General features: G+C 67.1%; 27 protein-coding genes and 1 tRNA gene. 8 read left to right on the top strand and 20 right to left on the bottom strand.

Annotation, left to right across the window (positions count from 1 at the left end; genetic code table 11):
• Window positions 1-226: 226 nt before the first annotated feature.
• Entirely contained in the window at window positions 227-1,021 is a 795-nt protein-coding gene (locus tag ACFFGN_RS01120; protein ID WP_380043321.1) for a hypothetical protein, read from the bottom strand.
• A gap of 286 nt (window positions 1,022-1,307) precedes the next feature.
• Between ACFFGN_RS01120 and ACFFGN_RS01115 the strand changes: the two genes are divergently transcribed.
• Together ACFFGN_RS01115 and ACFFGN_RS01110 are read left to right on the top strand one after the other, a co-directional pair.
• Complete coding sequence (locus ACFFGN_RS01115) at window positions 1,308-2,933, top strand: M4 family metallopeptidase (RefSeq protein ID WP_380043320.1); 1,626 nt, start codon at window positions 1,308-1,310, stop codon at window positions 2,931-2,933.
• 378 nt (window positions 2,934-3,311) lie between these two features.
• Entirely contained in the window at window positions 3,312-3,782 is a 471-nt protein-coding gene (locus ACFFGN_RS01110; RefSeq protein ID WP_380043319.1) for a pyridoxamine 5'-phosphate oxidase family protein, read from the top strand.
• 10 nt (window positions 3,783-3,792) lie between these two features.
• Here the strand turns inward: ACFFGN_RS01110 and ACFFGN_RS01105 are convergent, their stop codons facing one another.
• The 5 genes from ACFFGN_RS01105 to ACFFGN_RS01085 all read right to left on the bottom strand — a co-directional run bounded on the left by ACFFGN_RS01105 (window position 3,793) and on the right by ACFFGN_RS01085 (window position 8,562).
• On the bottom strand, window positions 3,793-4,005 hold the full coding sequence (locus ACFFGN_RS01105) for a DUF6458 family protein (protein ID WP_380043318.1): 213 nt from the start codon (window positions 4,003-4,005) through the stop codon (window positions 3,793-3,795).
• Between the two features lie 176 nt (window positions 4,006-4,181).
• A complete protein-coding gene (locus tag ACFFGN_RS01100) occupies window positions 4,182-6,038 on the bottom strand; it encodes a hypothetical protein (RefSeq protein WP_380043317.1) in 1,857 nt (618 codons plus the stop codon).
• Window positions 6,039-6,202: 164 nt separating this feature from the next.
• Window positions 6,203-7,045 (bottom strand): alpha/beta fold hydrolase, encoded by an 843-nt coding sequence (locus ACFFGN_RS01095; RefSeq protein WP_380043315.1) that lies wholly within the window; start codon window positions 7,043-7,045, stop codon window positions 6,203-6,205.
• A gap of 27 nt (window positions 7,046-7,072) precedes the next feature.
• Window positions 7,073-8,068 (bottom strand): NADPH:quinone oxidoreductase family protein, encoded by a 996-nt coding sequence (locus tag ACFFGN_RS01090; protein WP_380043314.1) that lies wholly within the window; start codon window positions 8,066-8,068, stop codon window positions 7,073-7,075.
• A 128-nt stretch (window positions 8,069-8,196) separates the two neighbouring features.
• Window positions 8,197-8,562 carry a winged helix-turn-helix transcriptional regulator gene (locus ACFFGN_RS01085; RefSeq protein ID WP_380043313.1) on the bottom strand — a complete coding sequence of 122 codons (366 nt, stop codon included), beginning with the start codon at window positions 8,560-8,562 and terminating at the stop codon, window positions 8,197-8,199.
• A 115-nt stretch (window positions 8,563-8,677) separates the two neighbouring features.
• On the opposite strand from ACFFGN_RS01085, the gene ACFFGN_RS01080 reads away from it, so the two are divergent.
• Together ACFFGN_RS01080 and ACFFGN_RS01075 are read left to right on the top strand one after the other, a co-directional pair.
• Window positions 8,678-9,556, top strand: coding sequence for an NAD(P)-dependent oxidoreductase (locus tag ACFFGN_RS01080; protein WP_380043312.1), 879 nt, complete (start codon window positions 8,678-8,680; stop codon window positions 9,554-9,556).
• A gap of 215 nt (window positions 9,557-9,771) precedes the next feature.
• Window positions 9,772-10,521, top strand: coding sequence for a hypothetical protein (locus tag ACFFGN_RS01075; protein ID WP_380043311.1), 750 nt, complete (start codon window positions 9,772-9,774; stop codon window positions 10,519-10,521).
• Here ACFFGN_RS01075 and ACFFGN_RS01070 read toward each other — a convergent pair.
• The 3 genes from ACFFGN_RS01070 to ACFFGN_RS01060 form a co-directional block, all read right to left on the bottom strand.
• On the bottom strand, window positions 10,518-11,162 hold the full coding sequence (locus tag ACFFGN_RS01070) for an FMN-dependent NADH-azoreductase (protein WP_380043310.1): 645 nt from the start codon (window positions 11,160-11,162) through the stop codon (window positions 10,518-10,520). The two genes, ACFFGN_RS01075 and ACFFGN_RS01070, sit on opposite strands and share 4 nt — an antisense overlap.
• A 196-nt stretch (window positions 11,163-11,358) precedes the next feature.
• Entirely contained in the window at window positions 11,359-12,291 is a 933-nt protein-coding gene (locus tag ACFFGN_RS01065; protein ID WP_380043308.1) for a class I SAM-dependent methyltransferase, read from the bottom strand.
• A gap of 62 nt (window positions 12,292-12,353) precedes the next feature.
• On the bottom strand, window positions 12,354-12,812 hold the full coding sequence (locus ACFFGN_RS01060) for a MarR family winged helix-turn-helix transcriptional regulator (protein ID WP_380043307.1): 459 nt from the start codon (window positions 12,810-12,812) through the stop codon (window positions 12,354-12,356).
• 61 nt (window positions 12,813-12,873) lie between these two features.
• On the opposite strand from ACFFGN_RS01060, the gene ACFFGN_RS01055 reads away from it, so the two are divergent.
• Window positions 12,874-13,374 carry a MarR family winged helix-turn-helix transcriptional regulator gene (locus tag ACFFGN_RS01055; RefSeq protein ID WP_380043306.1) on the top strand — a complete coding sequence of 167 codons (501 nt, stop codon included), beginning with the start codon at window positions 12,874-12,876 and terminating at the stop codon, window positions 13,372-13,374.
• Window positions 13,375-13,404: 30 nt separating this feature from the next.
• Here ACFFGN_RS01055 and ACFFGN_RS01050 read toward each other — a convergent pair whose 3' ends face one another.
• Both ACFFGN_RS01050 and ACFFGN_RS01045 read right to left on the bottom strand, forming a co-directional pair.
• Window positions 13,405-14,421 carry a neutral zinc metallopeptidase gene (locus ACFFGN_RS01050; protein WP_380043305.1) on the bottom strand — a complete coding sequence of 339 codons (1,017 nt, stop codon included), beginning with the start codon at window positions 14,419-14,421 and terminating at the stop codon, window positions 13,405-13,407.
• A gap of 249 nt (window positions 14,422-14,670) precedes the next feature.
• Window positions 14,671-15,003, bottom strand: coding sequence for a TraR/DksA family transcriptional regulator (locus tag ACFFGN_RS01045; RefSeq protein ID WP_380043304.1), 333 nt, complete (start codon window positions 15,001-15,003; stop codon window positions 14,671-14,673).
• Window positions 15,004-15,086: 83 nt separating this feature from the next.
• On the opposite strand from ACFFGN_RS01045, the gene ACFFGN_RS01040 reads away from it, so the two are divergent.
• Entirely contained in the window at window positions 15,087-16,238 is a 1,152-nt protein-coding gene (locus ACFFGN_RS01040) for an alginate lyase family protein (RefSeq protein WP_380043303.1), read from the top strand.
• Between the two features lie 218 nt (window positions 16,239-16,456).
• Here the strand turns inward: ACFFGN_RS01040 and ACFFGN_RS01035 are convergent, their stop codons facing one another.
• From ACFFGN_RS01035 to ACFFGN_RS01005, 7 genes are all read right to left on the bottom strand, one after another.
• The gene (locus ACFFGN_RS01035) at window positions 16,457-16,726 is read right to left on the bottom strand and encodes a hypothetical protein (protein ID WP_380043302.1); all 270 of its coding nucleotides are present in this window, start codon (window positions 16,724-16,726) and stop codon (window positions 16,457-16,459) included.
• Window positions 16,727-17,057: 331 nt separating this feature from the next.
• Window positions 17,058-17,130 (bottom strand) — tRNA-Ala (locus tag ACFFGN_RS01030).
• An 89-nt stretch (window positions 17,131-17,219) separates the two neighbouring features.
• Window positions 17,220-17,867 carry a histidine phosphatase family protein gene (locus tag ACFFGN_RS01025; protein ID WP_380043301.1) on the bottom strand — a complete coding sequence of 216 codons (648 nt, stop codon included), beginning with the start codon at window positions 17,865-17,867 and terminating at the stop codon, window positions 17,220-17,222.
• On the bottom strand, window positions 17,864-18,373 hold the full coding sequence (gene rsfS / locus ACFFGN_RS01020) for a ribosome silencing factor (protein ID WP_446685158.1): 510 nt from the start codon (window positions 18,371-18,373) through the stop codon (window positions 17,864-17,866). Before rsfS ends, ACFFGN_RS01025 begins: the two co-directional genes overlap by 4 nt.
• Before the next feature lie 9 nt (window positions 18,374-18,382).
• The gene (nadD, locus tag ACFFGN_RS01015) at window positions 18,383-18,991 is read right to left on the bottom strand and encodes a nicotinate-nucleotide adenylyltransferase (protein WP_380043300.1); all 609 of its coding nucleotides are present in this window, start codon (window positions 18,989-18,991) and stop codon (window positions 18,383-18,385) included.
• A gap of 16 nt (window positions 18,992-19,007) precedes the next feature.
• Window positions 19,008-19,163: a hypothetical protein gene (locus ACFFGN_RS01010; protein WP_380043299.1), complete on the bottom strand. Its 156-nt coding sequence runs from the start codon at window positions 19,161-19,163 to the stop codon at window positions 19,008-19,010.
• Between the two features lie 42 nt (window positions 19,164-19,205).
• Entirely contained in the window at window positions 19,206-19,334 is a 129-nt protein-coding gene (locus ACFFGN_RS01005; RefSeq protein WP_380043298.1) for a hypothetical protein, read from the bottom strand.
• 138 nt (window positions 19,335-19,472) lie between these two features.
• Between ACFFGN_RS01005 and ACFFGN_RS01000 the strand changes: the two genes are divergently transcribed.
• Both ACFFGN_RS01000 and ACFFGN_RS00995 read left to right on the top strand, forming a co-directional pair.
• Window positions 19,473-19,934, top strand: coding sequence for an Lrp/AsnC family transcriptional regulator (locus ACFFGN_RS01000; RefSeq protein WP_380043297.1), 462 nt, complete (start codon window positions 19,473-19,475; stop codon window positions 19,932-19,934).
• Window positions 19,935-19,938: 4 nt separating this feature from the next.
• On the top strand, window positions 19,939-20,796 hold the full coding sequence (locus ACFFGN_RS00995; RefSeq protein ID WP_380043296.1) for a 4'-phosphopantetheinyl transferase family protein: 858 nt from the start codon (window positions 19,939-19,941) through the stop codon (window positions 20,794-20,796).
• Window positions 20,797-20,805: 9 nt separating this feature from the next.
• Here the strand turns inward: ACFFGN_RS00995 and ACFFGN_RS00990 are convergent, their stop codons facing one another.
• Complete coding sequence (locus ACFFGN_RS00990) at window positions 20,806-21,633, bottom strand: phytanoyl-CoA dioxygenase family protein (RefSeq protein WP_380043295.1); 828 nt, start codon at window positions 21,631-21,633, stop codon at window positions 20,806-20,808.
• 252 nt (window positions 21,634-21,885) lie between these two features.
• Entirely contained in the window at window positions 21,886-22,020 is a 135-nt protein-coding gene (locus tag ACFFGN_RS00985) for a hypothetical protein (RefSeq protein ID WP_380043294.1), read from the bottom strand.
• Between the last annotated feature and the right edge of the window lie 61 nt (window positions 22,021-22,081).

The raw sequence follows: 22,081 nt of genomic DNA, 5'->3' as shown, positions 1-22,081 counted from the left end.
GTCGTACCGGGAGAGCGTCGCGTGGCCGGCGCGATCGCGCAGCGGGGCCCGGGGCCGGGGGTTCGCCGTACGGCGAGCTGAGACCCGACCCGACCGTCACGGGGGGAACAGCCGGGCCGGGCAGCCGGGCCGGGCAGCCGGGCCGGGCAGCCGAATCGTACCCCTCTACGGGGCTTTACACGCAGGCGATTCGCAATCGAATGACGAAACTTGAAGTGGACTCGAATCAGCGCGGCGGACAGGCGCCACCCAGGCACTGTGACTGGACGAAATAGTCGTTGAAAGCGTTGACGATCCCGGCCCCGAAGAAGAGCAGGCAGAGCGCCAGAACGGTATAGGCCAGACCGACGATCGTCTTCGCGGAACCACGCAGTTCGGCCAGGACCGGAGTCCGTCCCGGCGTCAGCTCGGCCAGTCCGTAGAGCGCGCTGAGCGCCGGCGCCGAGTGCTGCACGAACACCCGCTCCGCGCCCGCACCGATCCGGTCGACGCTGTCCCACAACGAGCCGGCCGCGTCCCCGATCGACGACACCGCCGCCGGAGTCGCCTGGACCACCCGCAGGAAGGCCATCGTCGCGCCACCACCGACGGCGATCAGCGGGATCACCGCCGCGGCGAGGCTCTGCCCGGCCGTTTCGGAGAAGGCGAACAACCCGAGCAAGAACGCGAGAACCGAGGTCAGCCAGAGCGGCATCGTGCCACCCGTGACCGCCGCGACCACGATGTCCTTCGCCTCGCCGAGCAAGGTCTTCTTGGCGACGGTGATGCCCTTGCCGACGTGGTCGCCGCGCTGCAGATCCGGGACCAGCTCGTCCAGCGGCTCCGCCGCCGAAGCCCCGTCCGGCAGTCGCAACCGGACCCACTCCGCGACATCCGCGGCCGAGGCGGCCACCATCGCGCGCAGAATGGCCTTCTCCTTGCCCAGCTCGCGATCCCCCGCCAGCAGCGTCACGCGATAGGCGTTCGCCAGAACGGTCACCTGGGCTTTGAAGTCGATCGATCGTTCCTGTTGTTCAGTCATCGTGGCCCCCACTCACTCCCGACGGTACGGCGAGTTGGGTTCGCGGAGGAAGGTCCCGGCTAAACCGGTTTGAACGAAGGATCACCCTGTGTTTGCGCATGTTCACAGAGGGTGTTTCGGCGTTTACCCGAAGGGTTCCCCTTGCTCTGTGTCATCGGAGCCAACCAAGGGTGACTTTTACTTGCCGGGAAACCGGCCAATTCGCCACCGTTCGTCTCATGAGGTGGCTCAGTGAGGCGGGCCATCTCGTGACCCCGCCCCCTCTGCCCCCGTGAGGAGCAGCACCGTGAGAGTTCTGAGTTCGCGGAACACCCGCCGACGCCGTGCCGTACAGCTCTCGGCAGTCACTGGACTGACCGCCGCCTTGATAGCCGGATCCCTGGCCAGCAGCAGCTTCGCCGCCGAGCCCGCCGCACCCGCCACGCCGCCCGACGCGACCGCCCGCGCGATCGAGGCCGCGGACCGCGCCGTCAACGCGGGCAACGCCAAACTGCGCAAGAGCGCCCAGGAGTCGTTCACCCGCCTTGGTGTGTTCGAAGGCGGTCAGGCCGACAAGCAGGACCTCTTCTACGTCTCGTACAACAAGACCTACCAGGGTCTCCCGGTCATCGGTGGCGACGCCGTCGTCTCGACCGATGCCGAAGGCAACGTACTCACCACCGTCGCGGCGTCCAACGCCACGATCTCGGTCGGTACGACGCCCAAGCTCGCGCCGGGCCAAGCCACCGCGGCAGCGAAGAAGGCCTTCACCTCCGTCACCGCCACGGGTAAGCCCAAGCTCGTCGTCCTGGTCATCGGTCAGCCGAGGCCCGTCCTGGCCTGGGAGGTCCCGGTCGAGGGCAAGGCGAAGCACCCGTCGCACGACCACGGCACCGACTCCGCCCGCGAGCTCGTGTACGTCGACGCCGCCACCGGCAAGGTCGCGCACTCCGCCGAGCAGACGGCCTCCGGTACCGGCACAGGCGTCTGGAACGGTTCGGGCCTGAGCTTCGGCACCACGCTGTCGGGCGGCACGTACCGGATGACCGACCCGGCCCGCCCGAGCCTGTCGTGCATCGACTACAGCACCAACGCCGTGATGACGGACGCCGACAACGTCTGGGGCAGCACCAGCAAGACCAACAAGGTCTCGGGCTGCGTCGACGTCATGTACGTCGCCGCCGGCGAGTGGGATCTGCTGAAGAACTGGTATGGCCGCAACGGCCTCGACGGCCGGGGCAACTGGGCCGACGCCGAGGTCGGTCTGCCCGACGTCAACGCGTACTGGAACCACTCCAGCAACATCGGCGGTGTCGTCTTCGGCCGCAACAACCAGAACTACTGGATCACCGGCACGGACGTGGTGGCCCACGAGTACGGCCACGGTCTCGACGCCAAGACCCCGGGCGGCATCTCCGGTTACCCGGGTCAGGAGTCCGTCGCGGACATCTGGGGCGCCCTTACCGAGCACTACCTGAACAACCCGAACGACAAGCCGGACTACGAGGTCGGCGAGCTCATCAACCTGGTGGGTAACGGCCCGATCCGCTACATGTACAACCCGTCGAAGGTTTCGGGCCACCCGAACTGCTACTCGACCAGCCTGCCCTCGTCCGTGCACGCGGCGGCCGGTCCGATGAACCACTGGTTCTACCTGCTTGCCGAAGGCACCAACCCGACCAACGGCCAGCCGGTCAGCCCGACCTGTAACGGCACCACGCTGACGGGTATCGGCATCAAGGAGGCCGGGCGCATCTTCTACAACGCGATGCTACTCAAGACCTCCGGCATGAGCTACCCGAAGTGGCGCGTCGCCACCCTCAACGCGGCGAAGAACCTCGACCCGACCTGCGCCAAGTACAACAAGGTCAAGGCCGCCTGGAACGCCGTAAGCCTCGGCGCCCAACCCGGCGAACCCACCTGCACCCCCTAACCGCCCCGCCCCACCCAGAGGCCCTCTCGCCGCCCCCGAGAGGGCCTCTCCCTCCCTCCCCCCGACACGCCGCGCCGCGCCGCGCCCCACCGTTCATCGGACGCTTGTAACCAGGCGTGTCGCCGTTCATCGGACCCTTGTGACCAGGCGAGTCACCCGTTCATCGGACCCTTCTGACCAGGCGAGTCGCCGTTCATCGGGCCCTCCGAGCGCCTGGCTAGCAGCGACGTGGCGAGTTCCGCCCGAGCGTCCTCGAGCACACAAAAACCTGCTGACGTTCACCTTTGGTGAGCCCGCTCGACAGGGCCGACGCCGCAGCCACAGCCACAGCCGGAACCGAAGCAGGAACCGAAACCGGGACAAGCGCTGGAGCCGGGGATGAGTGACCTCGAGGCGATCGCCCGGGAGCTGATCACCGGCAGCAAGTACATGGTGCTCGGTACGGCGGATGCCGACGGCACGCCCTGGGTAACACCCGTCTTCTACACGCCGGACGGGTATTCGGACTTCTACTGGGTGTCCTCACCAGACGCGCGGCACTCCCGCAACATCGAAGCACGCCCTTCAGCCAGCATCGCGATCTTCGACTCGCACGTGCCCATCGGCAAGGCCGAAGCCGTCTACATGGCAGCCCAGGCCGCACAGGTCCCGGACGACGAACTCGAAGCGGCCGCGGCTACCTTCAACAGCCGACTACCGGCCGACAAGCAGATCGGCGCCGGGGAGTTGCAAGGCCCGACGCCGTTCCGCCTCTACCGCGCGACCGTGACCGAGCACTCGGTCCTGATCCGCGGCGGCGATCCGCGTAACGACCGAGGCGCGGATGACCGCCTGATCGTCACGCTCTGACCATCACCGACTACGGCCGGAGGTCGCGGCGTTCCTCCACGGTGGTGTGCGAAGTGTGCGTGCGCTGGCTGTTCATCAGCAACGCGATCGCCAGACCGAGCGCGCCGGCGCCCATCATGATGTAACCCACCATCGTCAGGTCCACACCGCTGATGCGGTCGGACACCGCGAACGCCAGCACACCGCCGACGGCCAACAGGAAAATCCCTACGCCGATACCCATCTCGAGCCTCCTCAGGGTCGATCCGAGCCACCAAAGCAGCTCTCAGTTGGAGTACCCGTCACCAAACCCGGGCCGGCCGGAGGGTGGGGCCTCCGGCCGGCCCGGCGCTGGTCGGCAACAGTCCGGCGCTGGTGAGCGACGCACCGATGCCGGGTAAGCGAACGACGCGACGCTGGTCAGCGAACGGCGCCGTAGATGTTCTGGTCGAGGCCACCCGCGTCCGGGCAGGTGTCCGGGCCGAAGGTGCCGTCGGGCAGCGCCGCCCGGCATTGCCGTACGTCGAAGCCGTCCACGCCGTCGACCGGATAGCGCGGGTCGTTGCCGGGAGCAACGTCACGGTGGTCCGTCCAGGTCATGAGTACGGTCTCTCCCGACGCGGCGATGTAGTTGTAGTCGCCGAAGAACGGCACGTCGCGATCACCGAACTGCTCGTACTGCGGCATCGTCCGGGCCGTACTCACCTCGCTGCTGGTCCAGGTCGTGCCGTCATTCGCCGACGTCGCGTAGAACGCCGCAAGCCCGGCGCCGGCTACTACCGCACCCGGTGGATTCGCCGCCACGGCACGGTTTCCGACCGGCACACTTCGGTAATCCCGTCCGCCCGGGCCCACCGCGGCGTCGTACCGGCTGTCCTGCCAAACCGCGTGCAACTTGCCGGCCTCCGCCACGATGTCGGGGAAGTACTGGTGCCCTCGAGTCTGTGCGTCGATCCGCGCCGGCGTAGACCAACTGGAACCACCCGTGGCCGTCCGAACGAAGTAGATCGCGGCCTGGCTTCCGACGCCTGGACTGATCGTCCCGTACGACGAACCGGTGGAGGTCTCGCTGCCCGGCACGCTGCCGTCGTACACCAAGAAGACCTCGTCCGGGTCGCCCGTGCCGGTCGGATCGGCCGTGATCCGGACCTGCGAGTTCATCCGGTGGAAGACGTAGCCCGACTGACAGGCGAGTGGCCCGTCACCGCAGTCGCGCGCGAAGGCTCTCGGTTCCGGGCTCGCGCAGGGCCCGATGGTGCCGTCGGCGATCAGGCACGCGTCGTACTTGGCCTGGCCGTACGCCGGGGCCGAGACGGTCTGGTCGCCCGGGTCCCAGCCGATGAAGTTCGTGACCGTGGCGGGCTTGGTGAAGGACTTGCCGCCATTGGTGGACTTCACCCAGACAACGGCGTTGGCCTGCAGCTGGCCTTGGTTCGCTTTGAACTCGAACTGCCGCCAAGCGACGTGCACATCGCCGTTTCGCGTCACCGCGATATCGCAGAACTGGCTGCCATGCACCGATTCCGAGAGTTTCTGGCTGCGGAACGTACGGCCGCCGTCGCTCGACCGGGCCAGGAACACCCCGTTGTTCGGTCCACTCGCGGTGAACCGGGCCCAGCAGACGTAGACGTTGCCCTCGTACGGACTGTCAGCGCCTCGATCGACCTCGAGCTGGATCTTGTCGTGGAACAGGCCAAGGAAGATCGGGCTCGGCGTACCTCGCTCCACCAGCGTGGTGAACTGGTACGTCGGACTCGGGCCGCCTGGCCACGCGTAGCGCGCGACCCAGATCGATCCCTTCGCGGGCTTTTCCCGATTGAAGCCGATGCCCGCGTAATAGAGGTGCGCGTCGTTGTCCCAGGCCTGGACCGGGTCGCCGGCATTGGTGACGCCGATGGCCTGCAGGGGCGACCCCGTACCGCCTGGCGACGTATCACCGGGATATCCCGGCAGCAGGCCGTTGGTCCACGACGCCCCGCCGTTGCCCGAGTAGTAGAACCCTGCCCAGGTGCCACCGGTCGTCGGCGCCGTGCAGTAGTCGTTCGACCCGGACGTCATCAGAGCCGGGTTGTGCGGGGCCACGCTGGCCGTGGGCTCGTTCTGCTGACGGTTGTTGACCGAACATGCGGCCAGTACCGGGTCGGTACCACCGTCATAACGCACGTACATTCGGTCGCTCACTGCCACGTCTCCCGGCGGCGCCGCGTCGGCCGGTACGGACAGCAACGGCGCTACCAGGCCGGCGGAGACAAGGCCGGCCACCATGAAACGTCTCACGATTCCACCCCTCATGAACTCCCCCGAAGATGCGACACAGATCCGCCGCCCGGGAACGGACCGCAGATTGAGACCACAGACCTCACTTGACAGCAGACGCCCGGCCTTTCACCGTGTCAACACTTCGTCCGCAAGGGGAGTTCGAAGGGTGGTGGAGCGCTTGATCAGGCTGCTGGGGCGGAGTCTGGCGTCGGGGTGTCGAGGTAGGTGAGCACGATGTCGCGGATCAGGTCGGTGCGGGCCAGGCCGGAGAAGTGGGTGGTGCCGGGCAGTACCGCGAGCTGGGAGGAAGGTACGCCGACGAAGTCGCCGTTGACGTCGCCGCCACGCAGCTGCAGGAACTTGACCGCGTGCTCGAGCTTGACCGCGTCGCAGTCGCCGACGGTGATCAGGGTCGGCGCCGCGATGTTGCGGATGTCGTCGTCGGACCAGCCGTCGAAGCCCTCGTCGAACTTGCCGAGTTTGTCGAGCAGGGTCTGCAGGTGCTCCTTGTCCGGGTGCGGCGACTTGGCGAGGTAGTCGGACTCCATCGGCGTACCGGCGATCATGTCGACGGACATCTCGCCGACGGCCGCGTTCTCCGGACGGGTGCCGGCGCGGGTGTAGGACACCGAGGAGATGATCGCCTTGCGGATCAGCTCCGGGTTCCGGATGGCGAGGTTGATGGCCACGCCACCGCCGACGCTGAAGCCGAAGACGTCGACCTGCGGGATGTTCAGGTGCTGCAGCAGGCCGACCACGTCCGAGGCCAGATCCGCGCAGGTCAGCGGCCGGTCGATGTCGTTGGTACGCCCGTGCGCCTGGAAGTCCGCGGCGATGACCTGACGGGTTTCCGCCAGGCTCGGCAGCAGCGCACCGAACTGCAGGTCGATGTTGAACAGACCACCGTGCAGCAGCAACAACGGCGTACCGCCCGAACCGTGGATCTCGTAGTACATCTGCAGGCCGTTCACCGGGGCGTAGCCGGTCTGCGGTGCCGGCGACGCGGGCACGGTCTGATCAGTCACAGGGGTGTCTCCTCTTTCGGGGAACAGTCAGGGGCGTAATGCTAATTTGCCAATGGTTCCTCGAGCCTCGAGTTCCGCCAGGGCCTTCGGTCCGTCCGCGAGGTCGTAGACCGTCGGCTGTCCCGGCGGATAGACCCCGGCCGCCCTGAGCGTCGCCAGTTCCTCGGTGATCTCGGCGAAGCTGGCCGGCTCCTGCTGGATCAGTACGCCGATGTGCAAACCGATGACGTGGATCTGGTGCTTGAAGTTCAGCTCCCAGTTGGTGATCGCGGCCTCGCCACCGGCAACGCCGTACACCACGACCCGGCCGGTGACCCGCCTCGCCGCGGCCAGGCTGGCCCGGAACGTGTCGCCGCCGACGGACTCCAGGATCAGATCGGCACCGCGGCCATCGGTGAGCCTGAGCACTTCGGTCGCGACGTCCTGGGTTCGGTAGTCGATGACGTGATCGGCGCCGAGCGCGCGCACCGCCTCGTGCTTGTCCGGCGACGCGGTCGCGATCACGGTCGCGCCGTAGTGCTTGGCCATCCGAAGCGCGGCCTGCCCCACCGCGCCGGCCGCCGCGGAAATCACGACGGTCTCCCCGGAAGCTAGACGTCCGATCGGCTTGAGCGCGGCCAAGGCGGTGGCCCAGTTCAGTACGAGGCCCAGCGCCTGCTCGTCGGTCCAGCCTTCCGGCACCGGCGCGACGCCCGCGGCCGTCATCACGATGTACTGCGCGAAAGCGCCGTACCCGGTCCCGATGACGCGATCACCCAGGCTGACTCCGGTTACTCCGTTGCCTAGCGCTACGACTTCGCCGGCGGCCTCGAACCCTGCCAGATAAGGCGGTTTCGGCCCACCGTCGTACGTGCCGCGGGTCTGCATCACGTCCGCGAAGTTGATCCCGGCCGCGCCGACCCGGACGAGCACCTCCCCCGGCCCTGGAGCCGGTACCGGCGCGTCGCCGATCAACCGAAGGGCGCCCGGCCCCTCCCACGATTGCTGCTCCAACGCCCGCATGACCTCAGGGATGTTCGCCATACGGTCGATTATCAGCACATCTTCAAGCGCCGCCCGGGCTGTCTCACGTTTATCGCACGGGGCCCAGTTAGTCACCGTCGGGCTCACGTACAAACGTCTGCTGCTTCGCGGTTCGGGGCACCGGTTCCTCAGGGCGTGGCGTTGGCGAAGACCTTCTCGGCGCCGATTCGGCGCATGCGTTCGGTGCCCCACTTTCCCAACGGGGCCAAGGCCGTGTTGAGCGCGATGCCGTGCTCGGTCAGGGAGTACTCGACCTTCGGTGGCACCTCGCGGTACACCTCACGATGCACGAGGCCGTCGTCTTCCAGCTCGCGCAGATGCTGCACGAGCATCTTCTCGCTGACGCCCGGCAGACCACGCCGGAGTTCGGCGAACCGGCGCGTCCCGTGGTGCTGCAACTCCCACAGGATCAGCACCTTCCACTTGCCGGAGACCACGTCCATCGCCGCGTCGATGCCGCAGAAGTAGGGACCTTGCCGTGCTGTTGTGCCCATTCACGCCTCCGCATACTTACCAAAAGGTGAGTACCCCACTAAATAGTCCGTACTAGTCAACTCTACCGGCAGCGGAAAGGATTGAACCGACCGACGAACCCAAGGGGAAACTCGAATGACAAGCAGCAACAACGTCCAGGTGACCGTGCTCGGGCTGGGTGCGATGGGTAGCGCGCTGGCCGCGGCCCTGGTGCAGGCCGGACATCCGGCAACGGTCTGGAATCGTTCACCAGGCAAGGCCGGCGAGCTCGTCGCGCAGGGTGCGCGGGCCGCCGCCACGGTCGGCGAGGCCGTGAAGGCCGGCCAAGTGGTGATCGCGTGCCTGCTGGACCACGCGTCCGTCCATGAGGTGCTCGATCCGCTGATCGATGACCTGGCCGGACGAACCTTGATCAACGTGACCACAACGACCCCGGCCCAGGCTCGGGAGATGGCTGCCTGGGCCGCCGAGGCGGGGATCGCGTATCTGGATGGCGGCATCATGGCCATCCCGCACATGATCGGCCAGCCGGGCGCGTCGATCCTCTACAGCGGCTCGGCCGACGTCTTCGACGAGTACAAGCCGCTGCTCGACCTCTGGGCGACCAGTACGTACTTCGGCGAGGATGCCGGGCTGGCGTCGTTGTACGATCTCGCGCTCCTGTCAGGCATGTACGTGATGTGGGCCGGATTCCTGCATGGCGCCGCCATGGTCGCGCCTGCCGGCGTCACGGCGAGTCAGTTCGCCACCATGGCCGCACCTTGGCTGACCGCCATGACCGGCGGCTTCCAGGGACTCGCCGCGGTCATCGACGGCGGGGACTACACCGTCGAAGGCCAGCAGAGCCTGGAGTTCTCCAGCCTCGACGACCTCGTGGCCGCGAGTGCCGACCAGGGCATCAGCACCGAGGTGATCGCCATGGTCCAGGGGCTCATCCAGCGCCAGCTCGACGCGGGCCACGGCAAGGAAGGCGTCGCCAGAATGATCGAGAGCATCAAGCACCCGGGACATTAACCAGATGAACGACAAGGCGGTAGCCGGTACGTTCGGGCGATGATCGAGATCGCGGCCGAACCCCAGTGGAACCGCCCTCTCCCGCTCAAGCCTTCGGCCGGCCGATGATGCGCGTGTTGAACGTTGAGGTTGAGCCGGGATTGTTGACGCGGTGGTCGCGATGGCTGGCGCCGGAGATACAACCGTTCTTCCTTACCAAGGAGGAGGTACGGCGCTTGGGTCTTGCCGGGGCGGCGAGTGATGATGTCACGGACAGGCAGCTCCGCGACACGTACCGGGTGTACGACGTGGACAAGGCGTTGAGGCCCGTCTGGTTGAGCGAGGGGTCGTTCCACGCGCTGCCGCGGAAGATCCGGGCCGCGGTGGTGCGGGCGCAGGTACGGCACGAGCGCGACGCCGTACCGACCTCCGCACGCTGGGGTGGTCTGCTCGGTGCGGCGGTTCGCGAGCAGGCGGACGGCCATCGTTTCGTTTGGTGGCCTTCGCTCTTGGAGAAGCACCTGGCGACGATTCTGCCCGCCATCGTCGCCGAGGACGCCGAACCGAGCCGCCATCGCGAAGTGGTCCACTGGCCTGCACGGTTATTGCCCAAGGCAAAGGAACTGGCCGGGACTTGGGCGGACGGGAGTGGACCGAACTGCTTCGGCACGGTGATGGCCGCGGCCGGTGTGGCCGGGGCCGAGTTGGAGTGGATGCAGCGCGCGCCTTTTGAGGATTGGCTCGCGTCGGCCACCGTACGAACCAGCCGGCGCCAGGACGACGTACCTGGTGTTGTGTACGTGTGGCGGTCGACCGGGGACAACGCCGTACAGCATGCGGCCGTATCCCTTGGCGAGGGCTGGGTCCTCCAGAAACAGTCGCAAACGTGGATGGCGCCGCGCCAGGTGCTCACCACGGTGGCGCTGAAGCGCGTCAACCGAGTCCCCGGCTGGCGGCTCTCCCGCTACCAACTCACTGAGGGCTAAACCGGGGCGACCGCGGCGGTGTGCATTGCCAGGCTTTGGGCCTGCAGGGTTGCGGCCTCGACGGCCGCTTCCCGGAGGGCCGGGGTGATGTCCATCGGCTGGGCATTGATGAAGTGATTTTCGGTGATGCCGATGAAGCCGAAGATGGCCCGCAGATACGGTTCCTGGAAATCGTAGGCATGCAGCGGGCCGGTGGGCCCGTAATCACCGCCGCGTGAGGTGATGCAGACCATTTTCTTCCCTAGTACAAGGGGAACCGGGCGTCCGTCCTGGTCGTACTTGAACACGTAGCCGGGTTGCACGATGCAGTCGATGTAGTACTTCAGCGCGTACGGAATGCTGAAGTTCCACATCGGGCAGGAGATCACGTACATGTCCGCGGCCACGAAGTGCTCGATCAGGCGCTCGATCTGATGCCAGGATTCCGCGTGGTTCTTGTCGATCGGCTGGCCGATCATGAGCGTGTACTTGACGTCGATGTTCGTACCCGCGATGGCGGGCAGATCGTGGTTGTAGAGGTCGACCACATCGACGGTGACGTTGCCGGCCGTCGCACGCAGCGTTTCCAGGAACGAATTCGCGATGCGCAACGTGTTGGAGTTGTGCTCCCGTGGTGAGGCAATGATGTGCAGAACTCGCATGGCAATCTCCCCCACTCCGCAGGCACAAACGCCCGCAAAGCCGAATGATGATCTCGCGCAAAACCCCGCCCCCACGACGGCCTGCCGAGCGAATCTCCCCCGCCGTCCATGGTTTTCGACGGCTCAACGAGCGTACTCCCGGCTCGCCCGTCACCGCTAGTAGTTGAGCCCTGAATCGCCCCATCGGGCGAAGCGATCAGTGCGCGGGCCGCTGGCCGATGTGGATGCTGCGGACTGACACCGAGGCCAGGTCCGTACGACGGCCGAGGTAGTGCTCGTCCTCGGGGTCGAGCAGCCGCTTCCAGACGGCAAGGTCCTCCGGCGAGAGGCTCAGCTCGTCGGGCACCCCGTGGCCATGCCCATGACCATGACCGTTGTGGCGGCTACGGGATGCGTCGTGGTCGTGGTTGGTTTCGGCGGCCGGGAGCAGGCGCTCGATGCGGTGCCGGAAGTGGCTGACCACCCGGTCGCGGTTCTCATCGGACAGCGGCACCGGCTCCTCGGTCAGCACGCTCTTCGTTGTCACCTCGGTCAGCCCGGCGCGCTGTAGGGCCTCGGTCCAGCCGTACGGCATCGGCACCGAACCAGGCAGTGACTCTCGCATCGCCTTGAACCACCGGTCCTGAGCCAAGTCCAGCCGGAGCTCCAGCCCGGGTTCACCGATCCCGAGGTCCCACGGCAGGCGCCGCGACGGCAGACCACCTTCGGCCAAGGCCAACCGGCCACCCGGAGCCAGCAACGAGACCAGCGCGTTGATGGCCGCCTGCTGATCGGCCGCGTGGTGGACCGACGCCGAGGCCCAAACGAGATCCGCCGGCGCACCAATCGCCGCGCGCAATGGTTCCGGCCCGTCATCCATCGACACCAACTCACACCGTACGGCGCCGCCCGTATGCGCCCGAGCTGCTTCCAGCACCTCCGCGTCGGCATCAACCGCGACCACGCTCGCGCCTTCCGCCATCACCGCGGCAAGCGCCTTCGCCATGCCACCGCCGCCACAACCGACATCCACCGCCAGCCGGTCAGTCGGCCGGACCAACCCGGCGGCCACCACCGCATTCCACTCGGCCTCATCCGTAGCCGCACTCCGCAAATGCCCAGCCTCAGCCGCCCAGTCAATCTCCACCATTGCCCCAGCATGCCTGCGCTAGGCCTCCGAGTCCCGAACCTTTGCCAATCCGGCAAACCGGTTCACCGCAACGGGCGACGCGAGGGCTTGGCCGCTTCCTGTCCGGTGGCAGGTTCGAGGTTCTCGGTCATCTGCCGCAAAACGCGAACGGTTACGCGGTAATCGTCTTCGGTCAGGCCGGCCAGCATGGTGGAACGAAGGGCGTGCACCTTCTCTTCGAGTGAGGCGTGTCCCGCGCGGCCGGCTGGCGTGAGGGTGTAGCGGCCAGCGTCGTCCTGGGCGAGCCAGCCGCGTTGAGTCAGTTCGCTGATCGTCTCGTCGAGGGTGATCGCGCCAGGGCCCCAGAAGGGTCGCATCACGTCGATCAGCGCGACTGCGTCTTGCGGTGCTGTGCGCACAGTGTTCATGGTCTGCCAGTGCCGCCGCGTGAGCTCTTCGGCAGCGAGGACGCTGTCGAACGCCGCCTCGAGGAGACCGTCGAGGCGCTTGAGCCAGTAGCCGATAGGCCGTTCCATCTTCATGCCTCCTGCCATGTACATGTTCGTTAGCAAGTAAATGCGGAAGAGCATATAGTGGACCGCTATGGGACGCGACCGGGATGAGGACGTCGAGGCAGTCGAACGGGCCATGGTGGCTCTGCGCCGCAGCCAAAGCAGGCGTACCCTGGCCCGTCTTGCCGCACGCCGGCCGACGCGATCTGGCAGCGGTCGCGGGACGACAGCGACCGCCGCATCGGGAGTCGGTGCCGAGGTGCTGGACGCCGTCGAGGAAGCCGAGGAAGCGGGCAGACCGGCGACCGTCAGCAGTGTGGCCATCGCGCTTGGGATCGATCAGCCACGTGCCAGCAAGCTGGTCGCCGCGGCCGTGACGGCAGGGCTGGTGCGGCGCGAGGCCGATCAGGCCGATGGCCGCCGAGCCCTGCTGGTGCGAACTCCGGCCGGGCGGCGCCTGTCAGCTGAGGTTCACACCTTCCGGCGACAGGTCGCCGACCATGCCATGGCCGACTGGCCGGCTGGCGACCGTGCTGACTTCGCTCGCCTACTCACCAGATTCGTCGACTCGCTGGGCGCGGTAACCCGCTGAAGCGTCTTCAAACACCTGCGCAGGTGTTTGCTACTGGAGCCAGCCGTTGTCGCGTGCCGCCCACGGGTTGCACTCGTAGACCGACGGCGACACGCGAGCCGAGGGGTCCATTGATGGGTGGCGGCCCCACTTGAACCAGTTCGCGATGTTGCGGTTGGTGCCGTGCTGCCGCAGCTCGCCGGGACGGTCGCCCGCATGGCTGTTGTTGTCGAGCGCCTGCCGGGAAAGCGACCTGGTGATGGACCCGCGGCCGGTGTTGGTGCCGTAGAACATGCCGGAGAAGCACCAGGCCTGAAGTTCCAGCTGGCGGGAGAGTAGTTGGCCGGCCTGGCTCGAATAGCCGACGGCCCGACCACGCGCCACGTATGCGTCGAATATCCCGGCCTGCTGCTGAAGGTGGTGTCCGTACTCGTGCGACAACACCGCCAGCGCGTACCCCTCGCCGTACCGGGCAATGGACCGCATCGTGTCGAACGGCATCACGATCGTCTCGTCCACCGAGCAGTAGAACGCTTCCCGGCCGGTGTCGTTGCTGCCGCACCCTCCGGCGTACTGGTTGCCTCGGGCACCCGCCCACAACCGTGGACTCGTCAAGGTCAGCCCGAAGTGCGCCAACGTCCCCCGCCAAGCCCGGTCATGACAGGCGATCGCGGCACTGTAGTAGGCCTTCGCGGCAGCAACCTGCAACTTCCACGCGGGCAGCCGGCAGTTCACCGCGCTGATCCCGTACCCCTGCTCGAGATGAATCGGGTTCGACCCCAGCAACGGATCGTTCCGTACCGGCCCGGAAACCGTCGGCGACCAGGTCGTTCTGCTCGCCGTCGGGGTCGGGACAACCGTGGGCGTATTGAAGCTGGTGGGCGTATTGATGCTGGTGGGCGTTGGGATGCTGGTCGGCGCGACCGGGGATGGGGTCGGAGTTGCCATCTCGGTCGGGCTGGGCGCGGTCGCCGTCGGTGTGTCCGCCGAGCCGGAAGGTTCCGCGGCACCGCACGCCGTCGCCACCATCGCGACCGCGGCCAACGCCGCCGGCCAGAACCTGGTCACCACAACACCAACTCCTCTTCGAGTTCCAGCCAAACGGTCAATCGACTGCCACGACGGCCTTCTGACGAGCGCGGGACCCACCAGGTTCCGCGCCCGGCACTTCCGGCGTACTGTTCGGCGTCGGCGCGTTCGCCGTACTTGCATGGCGCCGACCCCGGTACGGCGCCACGCGTCGCAGCCCACCGTCGGCCTGAGTCGTCTGAGCCTGTACGCCGGACGTGGCGGCTCCCCTGCTCGGCAAGGCGATTGCTACGCGCACTCGGTACAGGTGCGGGCGACCGGGCGGGCCTGAAGGCGGTCCGAAGCGATCGGGCGGTGACAGCGCTCGCAGATGCCGTAGGTGCCGGCCGCGACACGTTCGAGCGCCGCGTCGATCTCGGTCAACCGCCTTTGGGCCTGGTCCGCCAGGGCGCCGAGTTGCGAGCGCTCGAACGCGATCGTCGCGCCCTCCGGATCATGTTCGTCGTCGGCGTTGCTGTCGTAGGAGGCAGCGACGACCTGGTCGAAGTCATCACTCAAGTACGCGAGCCGCTTCAACGTCTCCCGCCGTTCCCGCTCCAGCCGCGCCCGCGGATCGTCCATCCACCCATTCTGCTGCAGAACCCACGTTGACAGCCGAGTGTGCGGCTGGCTGAATGAACGCCTCCGTGCCTGGAAGGAATCCCGTGCGTCTTGCTCGCGCTCTCGCCGCCATCATGCTCGTGGCCGCCACCTTGTCCACCCCGCAGCCCGCGCAGGCGGCCGCGTTCGAGCACCCCGGCGTCCTGGTCAGCCGCGGTCAGCTCGACTTCGTCCGCGCCAACCTCGGCAACGAACCGTGGAAGTCTGCCTGGGAATCTCTGCAGCGCAGTTCCTACGCCTCCCTGACCTACACGGCCACGCCCCGCGCAGTCGTGGAATGCGGCATGTACGGCAATCCCGACCACGGCTGCTCGGAAGAGCGCGAGGATGCCAATGCGGCGTACACCCACGCCCTGCAGTGGTACCTCACCAAGGACTCCCGCTACGCCAAGAAGGCGATCGAGATCATGGACGCCTGGTCAGCCGTGATCACCGACCACACCGGGAGCAACGCGCCGCTCCAGACGGGCTTTGCCGGCGCCAACTTCTCCCGCGCCGCCGAACTCATCAAGCACACCTACACCGGCTGGACGCAGGCCGGGCGGTTCGCCAACAAGCTGCGCAACGTGTACCTCCCGACCGTGATCACCGGAATGCCCAACCACCAGGGCAACTGGGAACTGATCATGACCGACGCCGCCATCGGCATCGCCGTACACCTCGACGACCGCGCCTCGTTCGACCGGGCGGTCACCACCTGGCGCGGCAGGCTGCCCGCGTACATCTACCTCGAGACGGACGGCGCGCTGCCCAAAGCACCACCGAACAGCAAGCACAACACCAGAGCCGAGCTCATCGAGTACTGGCACGGGCAGACCACCTTCGTGAACGGCCTGACCCAGGAAACCTGCCGCGACTTCGGCCATACCGGCTGGGGACTCGCAGCCATGTCCCACGTCGCCGAGACCGCCCGCCATCAAGGCGTGGCCCTCTTCGGCGCTGCCAAGGACCGCCTGCGCCACGCCATGGAGTTCCACTCCCGCCTACAACTAGGCGCGAAGCCGCCATCGTGGCTCTGCGGCGGAGCGCCCATCCTCGGCCTCGGCCCCAACCTCGAAGTCCCCTACAACGCCCTCCACCAACGCCTGGGCTTCGACCTCCCCCACACCCAAACCTGGGTCCAACAAAAACGCCCCGTCGGCGCCGCCCGCTTCCTAGCCTGGGAAACCCTCACCCACGCCAAAAACCCCCACTAACGCGGGCCAACCGAACTCACGCGGATGGCCGTCGTTTCCTGGGGCAGCTGGCGGTCCCGTCTACCCACGGCGGGCCTTGGGCGGCGTTGTTGTCCCGGCAGACGTGAGGTGGCGGGCTATCGGAAAGCGGTGGCAACCTCCCGGCGTATAAATCAGAGGCCCTCTCCCAATTGGGAAAGGGACCAGGCTGACGGCTATGTTCGGGGTCCGGCCCCGGTCTAGGTAAGTGCTATGCGCCGACCGACGCCCATCTCCTCGGCCTCGTCATCAGTGACGATGGCGTAAACCCCCGGTGGCAGCCCCGGCAGTGCGGCTACATCTGCGGCCACGGCCAGAAGCATCTCTTCGCTCGCCCCGGTGATGAAGTACAGGAAATCGTCGCCGAGCTCCTCACTGTCGTCGTACACCTCGAAGGCCCCGCCCGCTTCCCGTTCAGCAAGGTACTGCTCCACCTCACCGATCCATGGAAGCGGATAGTCGTCCGGCACAATGTCCGTGCTCCGAGGCCAAGTGGTGCCTGGAGGAGAACCTGTACTGATGAGCGGTACGTGAATCTCAACAATGCGCTGCGCCATGGCCAGATCCCAGTCAGCGACCAGCCTGACTACTCCGTGTCCGTTAACGGCCCACGCGTCGAGCACGCCGCGACCCCAAACCTCCGCATCGCGCCGACAGCTGCCGACCAGATGCGGTGCGGCGAGTATCAAGGGACGAGCTGAACGCGCGAAACTGGGCCAGCGCTTCCCCAACTTTCCCTTACTGACCCAACAACGAAAACAGGCCAGGAGCGACGTTCCTCCTGGCCTGTGGTTACTGCGGTGGAGCTTAGGGGATTCGAACCCCTGACCTCTTCCATGCCATGGAAGCGCGCTACCAACTGCGCCAAAGCCCCTTGCCTTGTGTCGGTCCGGCCGGATGGTGTCCGGCCCTTGCGACTCGGAAATACTAACCGAAGGCCTGCCCAGATACGAAATCGGGGGTCTACTGCTGGGGGTCGTCGCTCATCACGGGTTCGGGGAGGGAACCGGCGTTCCATTCCTCGATGCGCCACTGGCCCGTACGGCCTGGGAGCAGGGAGACCCAGTTGCAGTTCGAGAGGCCTCCGAAGGCGGGCCAGTAGGCCTCGGGGATGCCGAGGAACCGGCAGATGCCGACGCGGGCGGCGAGGCCGTGGGTGGCGACGACGACGGTTTCGGAGGAGTCGGCCGAGTCGATCGCGCGTTGCAGGGCCGGGGCGAAGCGGGCCGCGACCTCCTCGACGGTTTCGCCGTTGGAGCCGCGACGCTGGGATTCGCCGGCCTTGATCCGCGCGGCGGCTTCTGGGTGCATGGCGGCGAGTTCCGCCATGGTCAGACCCGCCCAGTCGTCGACGTCGATCTCGCGCAGGGCCTCGTCGTACTCGACCTTGAGGCCCGTCAGCGCGGCCAGCTCGCCCGCGGTGGCGGCGGCGCGCTGGAGGTCACTGGAGAAGAGCCGGGCAGGCGCCAGCGACGCGAGGCGCGCAGCGGCGGCACGCGCCTGGGCCTGGCCGACCTCGTCCAGCGGGATGTCGGCCTGGCCCTGGACCTTGTCCAGCAGGTTCCAGGAAGTCCGCCCGTGGCGCCAGACGATGAGCCGGCCGGCCGTCATTCGGCAGACTCCCCCGCGGCCTTGGTCCCGTCTGCGGCCTCAGCCGAAGCAGGCGCGTCGTCCGAACCCGAAGCGTCCGAATCCGACGCCGGAGCAGCGTCCGAAGCGGAAGCGTCCGAGGCAGGAGCGGGAGCGGGCATGGTGCCGTCCGCGTTGGGCAGGGGGATGATCGGGCAGTCGCGCCAGAGCCGCTCGAGGGAGTAGAAGGAGCGCTCCTCGTCGTGCTGCACGTGCACCACGATCTCGAGGTAGTCCAGCAGGACCCAGCGGCCCTCGCGCGCGCCTTCACGCCGGACCGGCTTGGCGTCGAGGGTGCGCAGCTTCTCCTCGATCGCGTCGACGATGGCGCGGACCTGGCGGTCGTTGGACGCCGAGGCGACCAGGAACGCGTCGGTGATGGCGAGCTGCTCGGAGACGTCGAACGCGAGAACGTTCTCGGCCTTCTTGTCGTGAGCCGCCTCGGCTGCGGCAATGAGCAGCTCGACGGCGCGTTCGGTGGCAGGCAATGTGTTCCTTCAGTCGGAGGTGTAGAGGCCGCTCTTGGCGATGTACTGCACGATGCCGTCCGGCACCAGGTACCAGGTGGGATCACCCTTGGCGACGCGCCGGCGGCACTCGGTCGAGGAGATCGCCAGCGCGGGCACCTCGAGCAGTGTGACCCGGTTCATCGGCAGTTGGTCCAGGGGCAGGTCGAGCGATTCGGTGCCCGGCCGGGTACAACCGACAAAACGCGCCAGCTCGAAGATCTCCCCGACGTCTCGCCAGGTAAGGATCTGGGCCAGCGCGTCCGCACCGGTGATGAAGAAGAGTTCCGCGTCCGGGTGCACCTTCGACAGGTCGCGCAACGTGTCGATGGTGTACGTCGGCCCGGGCCGGTCGATGTCGACCCGGCTGACCGAGAACCGCGGGTTGCTGGCGGTCGCGATGACCGTCATCAGGTAGCGGTCCTCGGCCGGCGAGACCTCGCGATGTGTCTTCTGCCAGGGCTGACCGGTCGGCACGAAGATGACCTCGTCGAGGTCGAAGTACGCCTGGACCTCGCTGGCGGCGACGAGGTGGCCGTGGTGGATGGGGTCGAAGGTTCCGCCCATCACGCCCAGCCGCCGCCTCGCCGGTGTGGCCATCAGTCAGCTCCGCCGGTCAGCGCTGTTGCCGGCCCTTGCCGAGGATCAGAGTGACCGCCAGCAGGGCGAACAGCACGATCAGCGCGAAAAGGCCGTAAAGCCACTTCGACGTTCCGCCGCCAGCCGCGGCTTCTTGCAGCGCCACCACCAGTGGCGTCAGGAGCGAGAGCATAGTGCGCAGCCTACCTCTTCGGCTCGCGCGCTCCCGCCCGGGTCAGCTCCGCTTGGCAGCGCGGGACAGCAGCTGGCGCCAGGTGGAGGGCGCGGCAGCGGCGCAGCGGTGTTCAGCCGCCTCGCGGTGCAGCTCGTCGATGTGGGCACGGGCAACGTCGAGGGTGATCATGATCCTTCACAAAGGTTTGGTATCGAAGCCGGGGCGGTCACCCCGTCTGCTTTAAATTGTACGACAATCAGACCAAGTTTTCCAACGAATCGATGGTCGATCGCCACTTTCACCAACGATTCTTCCCGAGGAGGCATTGTGGACGCTACGGATCGACGGCTCTTGGACGCGCTCCGTGAGAACGGCCGGGCCAGCTGGGCCGAACTCGGCCGAACGGTCGGCCTGTCCGGTCCCAGCGTCCAGGAACGGGTCCGCCGCCTTGAGGAGCGCGGCATCGTCCTCGGGTACCGCGCGGTGGTCGCGCCGGAGCGGGTGGGCCTCGGTACGAGCGCCCTGGTCGGCCTCTTCCAGCGCGACGACGCCGAGACCGATGACGTGGTCGCCGGCGTCCGGGCGATTCCCGCCGTCGAGGACTGCTGGTTCGTCGCCGGTGACGAAGAACTTGTCGTGAAGGTACGAGTGGCCGACGTGGCTCAACTCGAGGCCGTCGTCGGCAGCCTGCGCCGGGTCCAGGGCGTCGTACGGACGAGGACTACTGTGGTGCTCTCGACCCGCTGGGAGGCCCGCCCCGCGCCGTTGCCGGACAGCCCGAAGGAATGACCCGATGAGTTTGCGCGACGGCGATTGCGAAGTCTGGATCGCCCGCACAGACCTGGCCCGGACCACTCGCGCTGATGCGACGTACGCCGAGCCCGCACACGCCCGTACGACGCACAGCGGGCCGAGTTCGGCGTACGGCGGGACTGGTTCGGCGTACGGCGGGACTGGTTCGGCGTACGCGGGGTTGGAACACGCCGGTACGTCGTACCCCGGGTTGATCGGGGACTTGAACGAGGTGGAGCGCGAGCGGCTCGCGGCCTATCGGCGTACGGCGGACCGGAATCGGTTCGTACTCGGTTGTGCGATCACGCGACGGGTGGTCGGGGCTTACCTCGGCGTTGATCCGGCGGACGTGCCGCTGGATCGCACCTGCCAGGACTGCGGTAAACCGCACGGCAAGGTACGGGTGGCCGGGGATCCGCTTCGGTTGTCGGTGTCGCACTCGGGCGATCTGGTGCTGGTGGCGTTCCACCGGAGCAACGAGATCGGGGTCGACGTGGAGCAGGTCAACCCCGATCTCGATACCTCCACCCTTGCTTCGGTCGTGCTGGCCCCGGAGGAGGTAGAGGCCCTCGCGTCCGTGCCTTCGGCGGAACGGGCGCGAGCGTTCACGACGTACTGGACTCGCAAGGAAGCGGTGCTCAAGGCAACCGGTGATGGCATGCGGGTCGAGCTGTCGCGTCTGGTGATCTCGTCACCGTCTTCGGCCGCGAAGGTGCTGCGCTGGCGGCGGTTTCCAGCGGAGCACATCCACCTGCAGGACATCCGGTTACCCGATGCCGGTCACGTCGCTGCGCTGGCCGATCTCGGCCCGAAGGCTGTTCCCGTCGTCACGCGCGATGCCGCGACCATCCTGAGTTGATCCGAACGGTCAGTACGGGATCGGCTTCCACGCCGCGTTCTGGCCGACGGTGACATCGCCCTCGATCTCGCGGCGCATGTCCCGGATCTTCAGGCCGATCTTCTCCGCGAGTGCGAAGGTCTCGTCGGTGTAGACGGACTTGCGCCAGGCGTCGCACATGTACGCGCGTGTCTTCAGGTACTCGGTGTAGCGATCGTGGTGTGCGTCGTCCAGGCCGAGCGCCGCGAAGATCGCGATCCGATCGCCGTCCGGCTTGGCCTCCCGCCACCACTTCGGGTACTTGCCCTTCATCTCGGGCGTCGGGTCGAGCCACCACGGGAATTGCAGCAGGCTGCCGTTGCCGCTGTGGCTGGTCCGCAGACTCCAGACGGCGAGATCGCCCGGGCGGGTACGGACGTAGATGTTCTTGCCGTGCTTGAGTGAAACCGTGTTGTGCGACTTCTCGCGCAGGTTGAGACCACCGGTGTGCCGAGAGTGGTCCTGCAGGTAGATGCCGAATCGCAGGATCGTATAGCGCCCTTGCCAGTCCGGGGCGTTCTGGTCCTGCCGGTCCGCGTTGTCCTTGTGATAGCCGTGCTGCTTGGAGTTGATCGTGAACGAACTGTCGCCCGCGTAGACGATCTCCTCCTTACCGAGCAGCTTGCGCGCCACGTCGACCATCTTGCCGTCGAGCAACGAGTGCCGCAGCAATGGCCTGGAAAGCAGATCCCCGGCCACACCGAGCGACGCGTAAGCGCCATCCCGGAACGACTGGACCTCTTCAGGGCTGTAAGCGCCACGGATGATCTGGTAGCCGTTCTCCCAGAACTTGGGGACGTCCACCTTGAGACCAGACATCGACTTTCCTCCTAGTTCGCGCCTACCGCTCGCCCGGCGGTAGACCTGAGCACATCTCAACACCGTGATGCGCGAACCCCTTGGAATGTTGCGCCCGTTCCGCCCGACTTTCTCGTACGCCATACGCCACCCTCGAAATTCGTTGCCTCGGTCCCCCAACCGGCCGCCCGGCAGCAGCGCCGGCGCGGGCGCGACCGGGCGGCCGCGGCCTTCGCGCGGGGCGCAGGCTCGAGCGCACGGCCGGTTGCGCGGTCAGGTCGGGTCGGTCGGGTTGATCGGGGCGGTCGGGTTGATCGGGGCGGTCGGGGCGCCGACCAGGTCAAGCAGGCGGACCGGCGGCGCGATTCCGGTCCGTGGGTGAGCGAGGTTCGGCAATCGGCAGCTCATGGCAAGGCAACCGGCAGTACCGGCGAACGGGCATGCCGCTTCGCCGGTGCTAGCCGCCGGT

The sequence above is a fragment of the Kribbella deserti genome (assembly GCF_042434725.1).
Lineage (GTDB): Bacteria > Actinomycetota > Actinomycetes > Propionibacteriales > Kribbellaceae > Kribbella > Kribbella deserti.
This window is presented reverse-complemented; position numbering and strand designations above follow the sequence as displayed.

Bases quoted from the DNA above. Each gene is read 5' to 3' on its own strand.
- ACFFGN_RS01120 (WP_380043321.1), bottom strand. From the start codon at position 1,021: ATGACTGAACAACAGGAACGATCGATCGACTTCAAAGCCCAGGTGACC.
- ACFFGN_RS01110 (WP_380043319.1), top strand. From the start codon at position 3,312: ATGAGTGACCTCGAGGCGATCGCCCGGGAGCTGATCACCGGCAGCAAG.
- ACFFGN_RS01105 (WP_380043318.1), bottom strand. From the start codon at position 4,005: ATGGGTATCGGCGTAGGGATTTTCCTGTTGGCCGTCGGCGGTGTGCTG.
- ACFFGN_RS01090 (WP_380043314.1), bottom strand. From the start codon at position 8,068: ATGGCGAACATCCCTGAGGTCATGCGGGCGTTGGAGCAGCAATCGTGG.
- ACFFGN_RS01085 (WP_380043313.1), bottom strand. From the start codon at position 8,562: ATGGGCACAACAGCACGGCAAGGTCCCTACTTCTGCGGCATCGACGCG.
- ACFFGN_RS01080 (WP_380043312.1), top strand. From the start codon at position 8,678: ATGACAAGCAGCAACAACGTCCAGGTGACCGTGCTCGGGCTGGGTGCG.
- ACFFGN_RS01070 (WP_380043310.1), bottom strand. From the start codon at position 11,162: ATGCGAGTTCTGCACATCATTGCCTCACCACGGGAGCACAACTCCAAC.
- ACFFGN_RS01065 (WP_380043308.1), bottom strand. From the start codon at position 12,291: ATGGTGGAGATTGACTGGGCGGCTGAGGCTGGGCATTTGCGGAGTGCG.
- ACFFGN_RS01060 (WP_380043307.1), bottom strand. From the start codon at position 12,812: ATGAAGATGGAACGGCCTATCGGCTACTGGCTCAAGCGCCTCGACGGT.
- ACFFGN_RS01055 (WP_380043306.1), top strand. From the start codon at position 12,874: ATGGGACGCGACCGGGATGAGGACGTCGAGGCAGTCGAACGGGCCATG.
- ACFFGN_RS01045 (WP_380043304.1), bottom strand. From the start codon at position 15,003: ATGGACGATCCGCGGGCGCGGCTGGAGCGGGAACGGCGGGAGACGTTG.
- ACFFGN_RS01025 (WP_380043301.1), bottom strand. From the start codon at position 17,867: ATGACGGCCGGCCGGCTCATCGTCTGGCGCCACGGGCGGACTTCCTGG.
- nadD (WP_380043300.1), bottom strand. From the start codon at position 18,991: ATGGCCACACCGGCGAGGCGGCGGCTGGGCGTGATGGGCGGAACCTTC.
- ACFFGN_RS01010 (WP_380043299.1), bottom strand. From the start codon at position 19,163: ATGCTCTCGCTCCTGACGCCACTGGTGGTGGCGCTGCAAGAAGCCGCG.
- ACFFGN_RS01005 (WP_380043298.1), bottom strand. From the start codon at position 19,334: ATGATCACCCTCGACGTTGCCCGTGCCCACATCGACGAGCTGCACCGC.
- ACFFGN_RS00995 (WP_380043296.1), top strand. From the start codon at position 19,939: ATGAGTTTGCGCGACGGCGATTGCGAAGTCTGGATCGCCCGCACAGAC.
- ACFFGN_RS00990 (WP_380043295.1), bottom strand. From the start codon at position 21,633: ATGTCTGGTCTCAAGGTGGACGTCCCCAAGTTCTGGGAGAACGGCTAC.
- ACFFGN_RS00985 (WP_380043294.1), bottom strand. From the start codon at position 22,020: ATGAGCTGCCGATTGCCGAACCTCGCTCACCCACGGACCGGAATCGCG.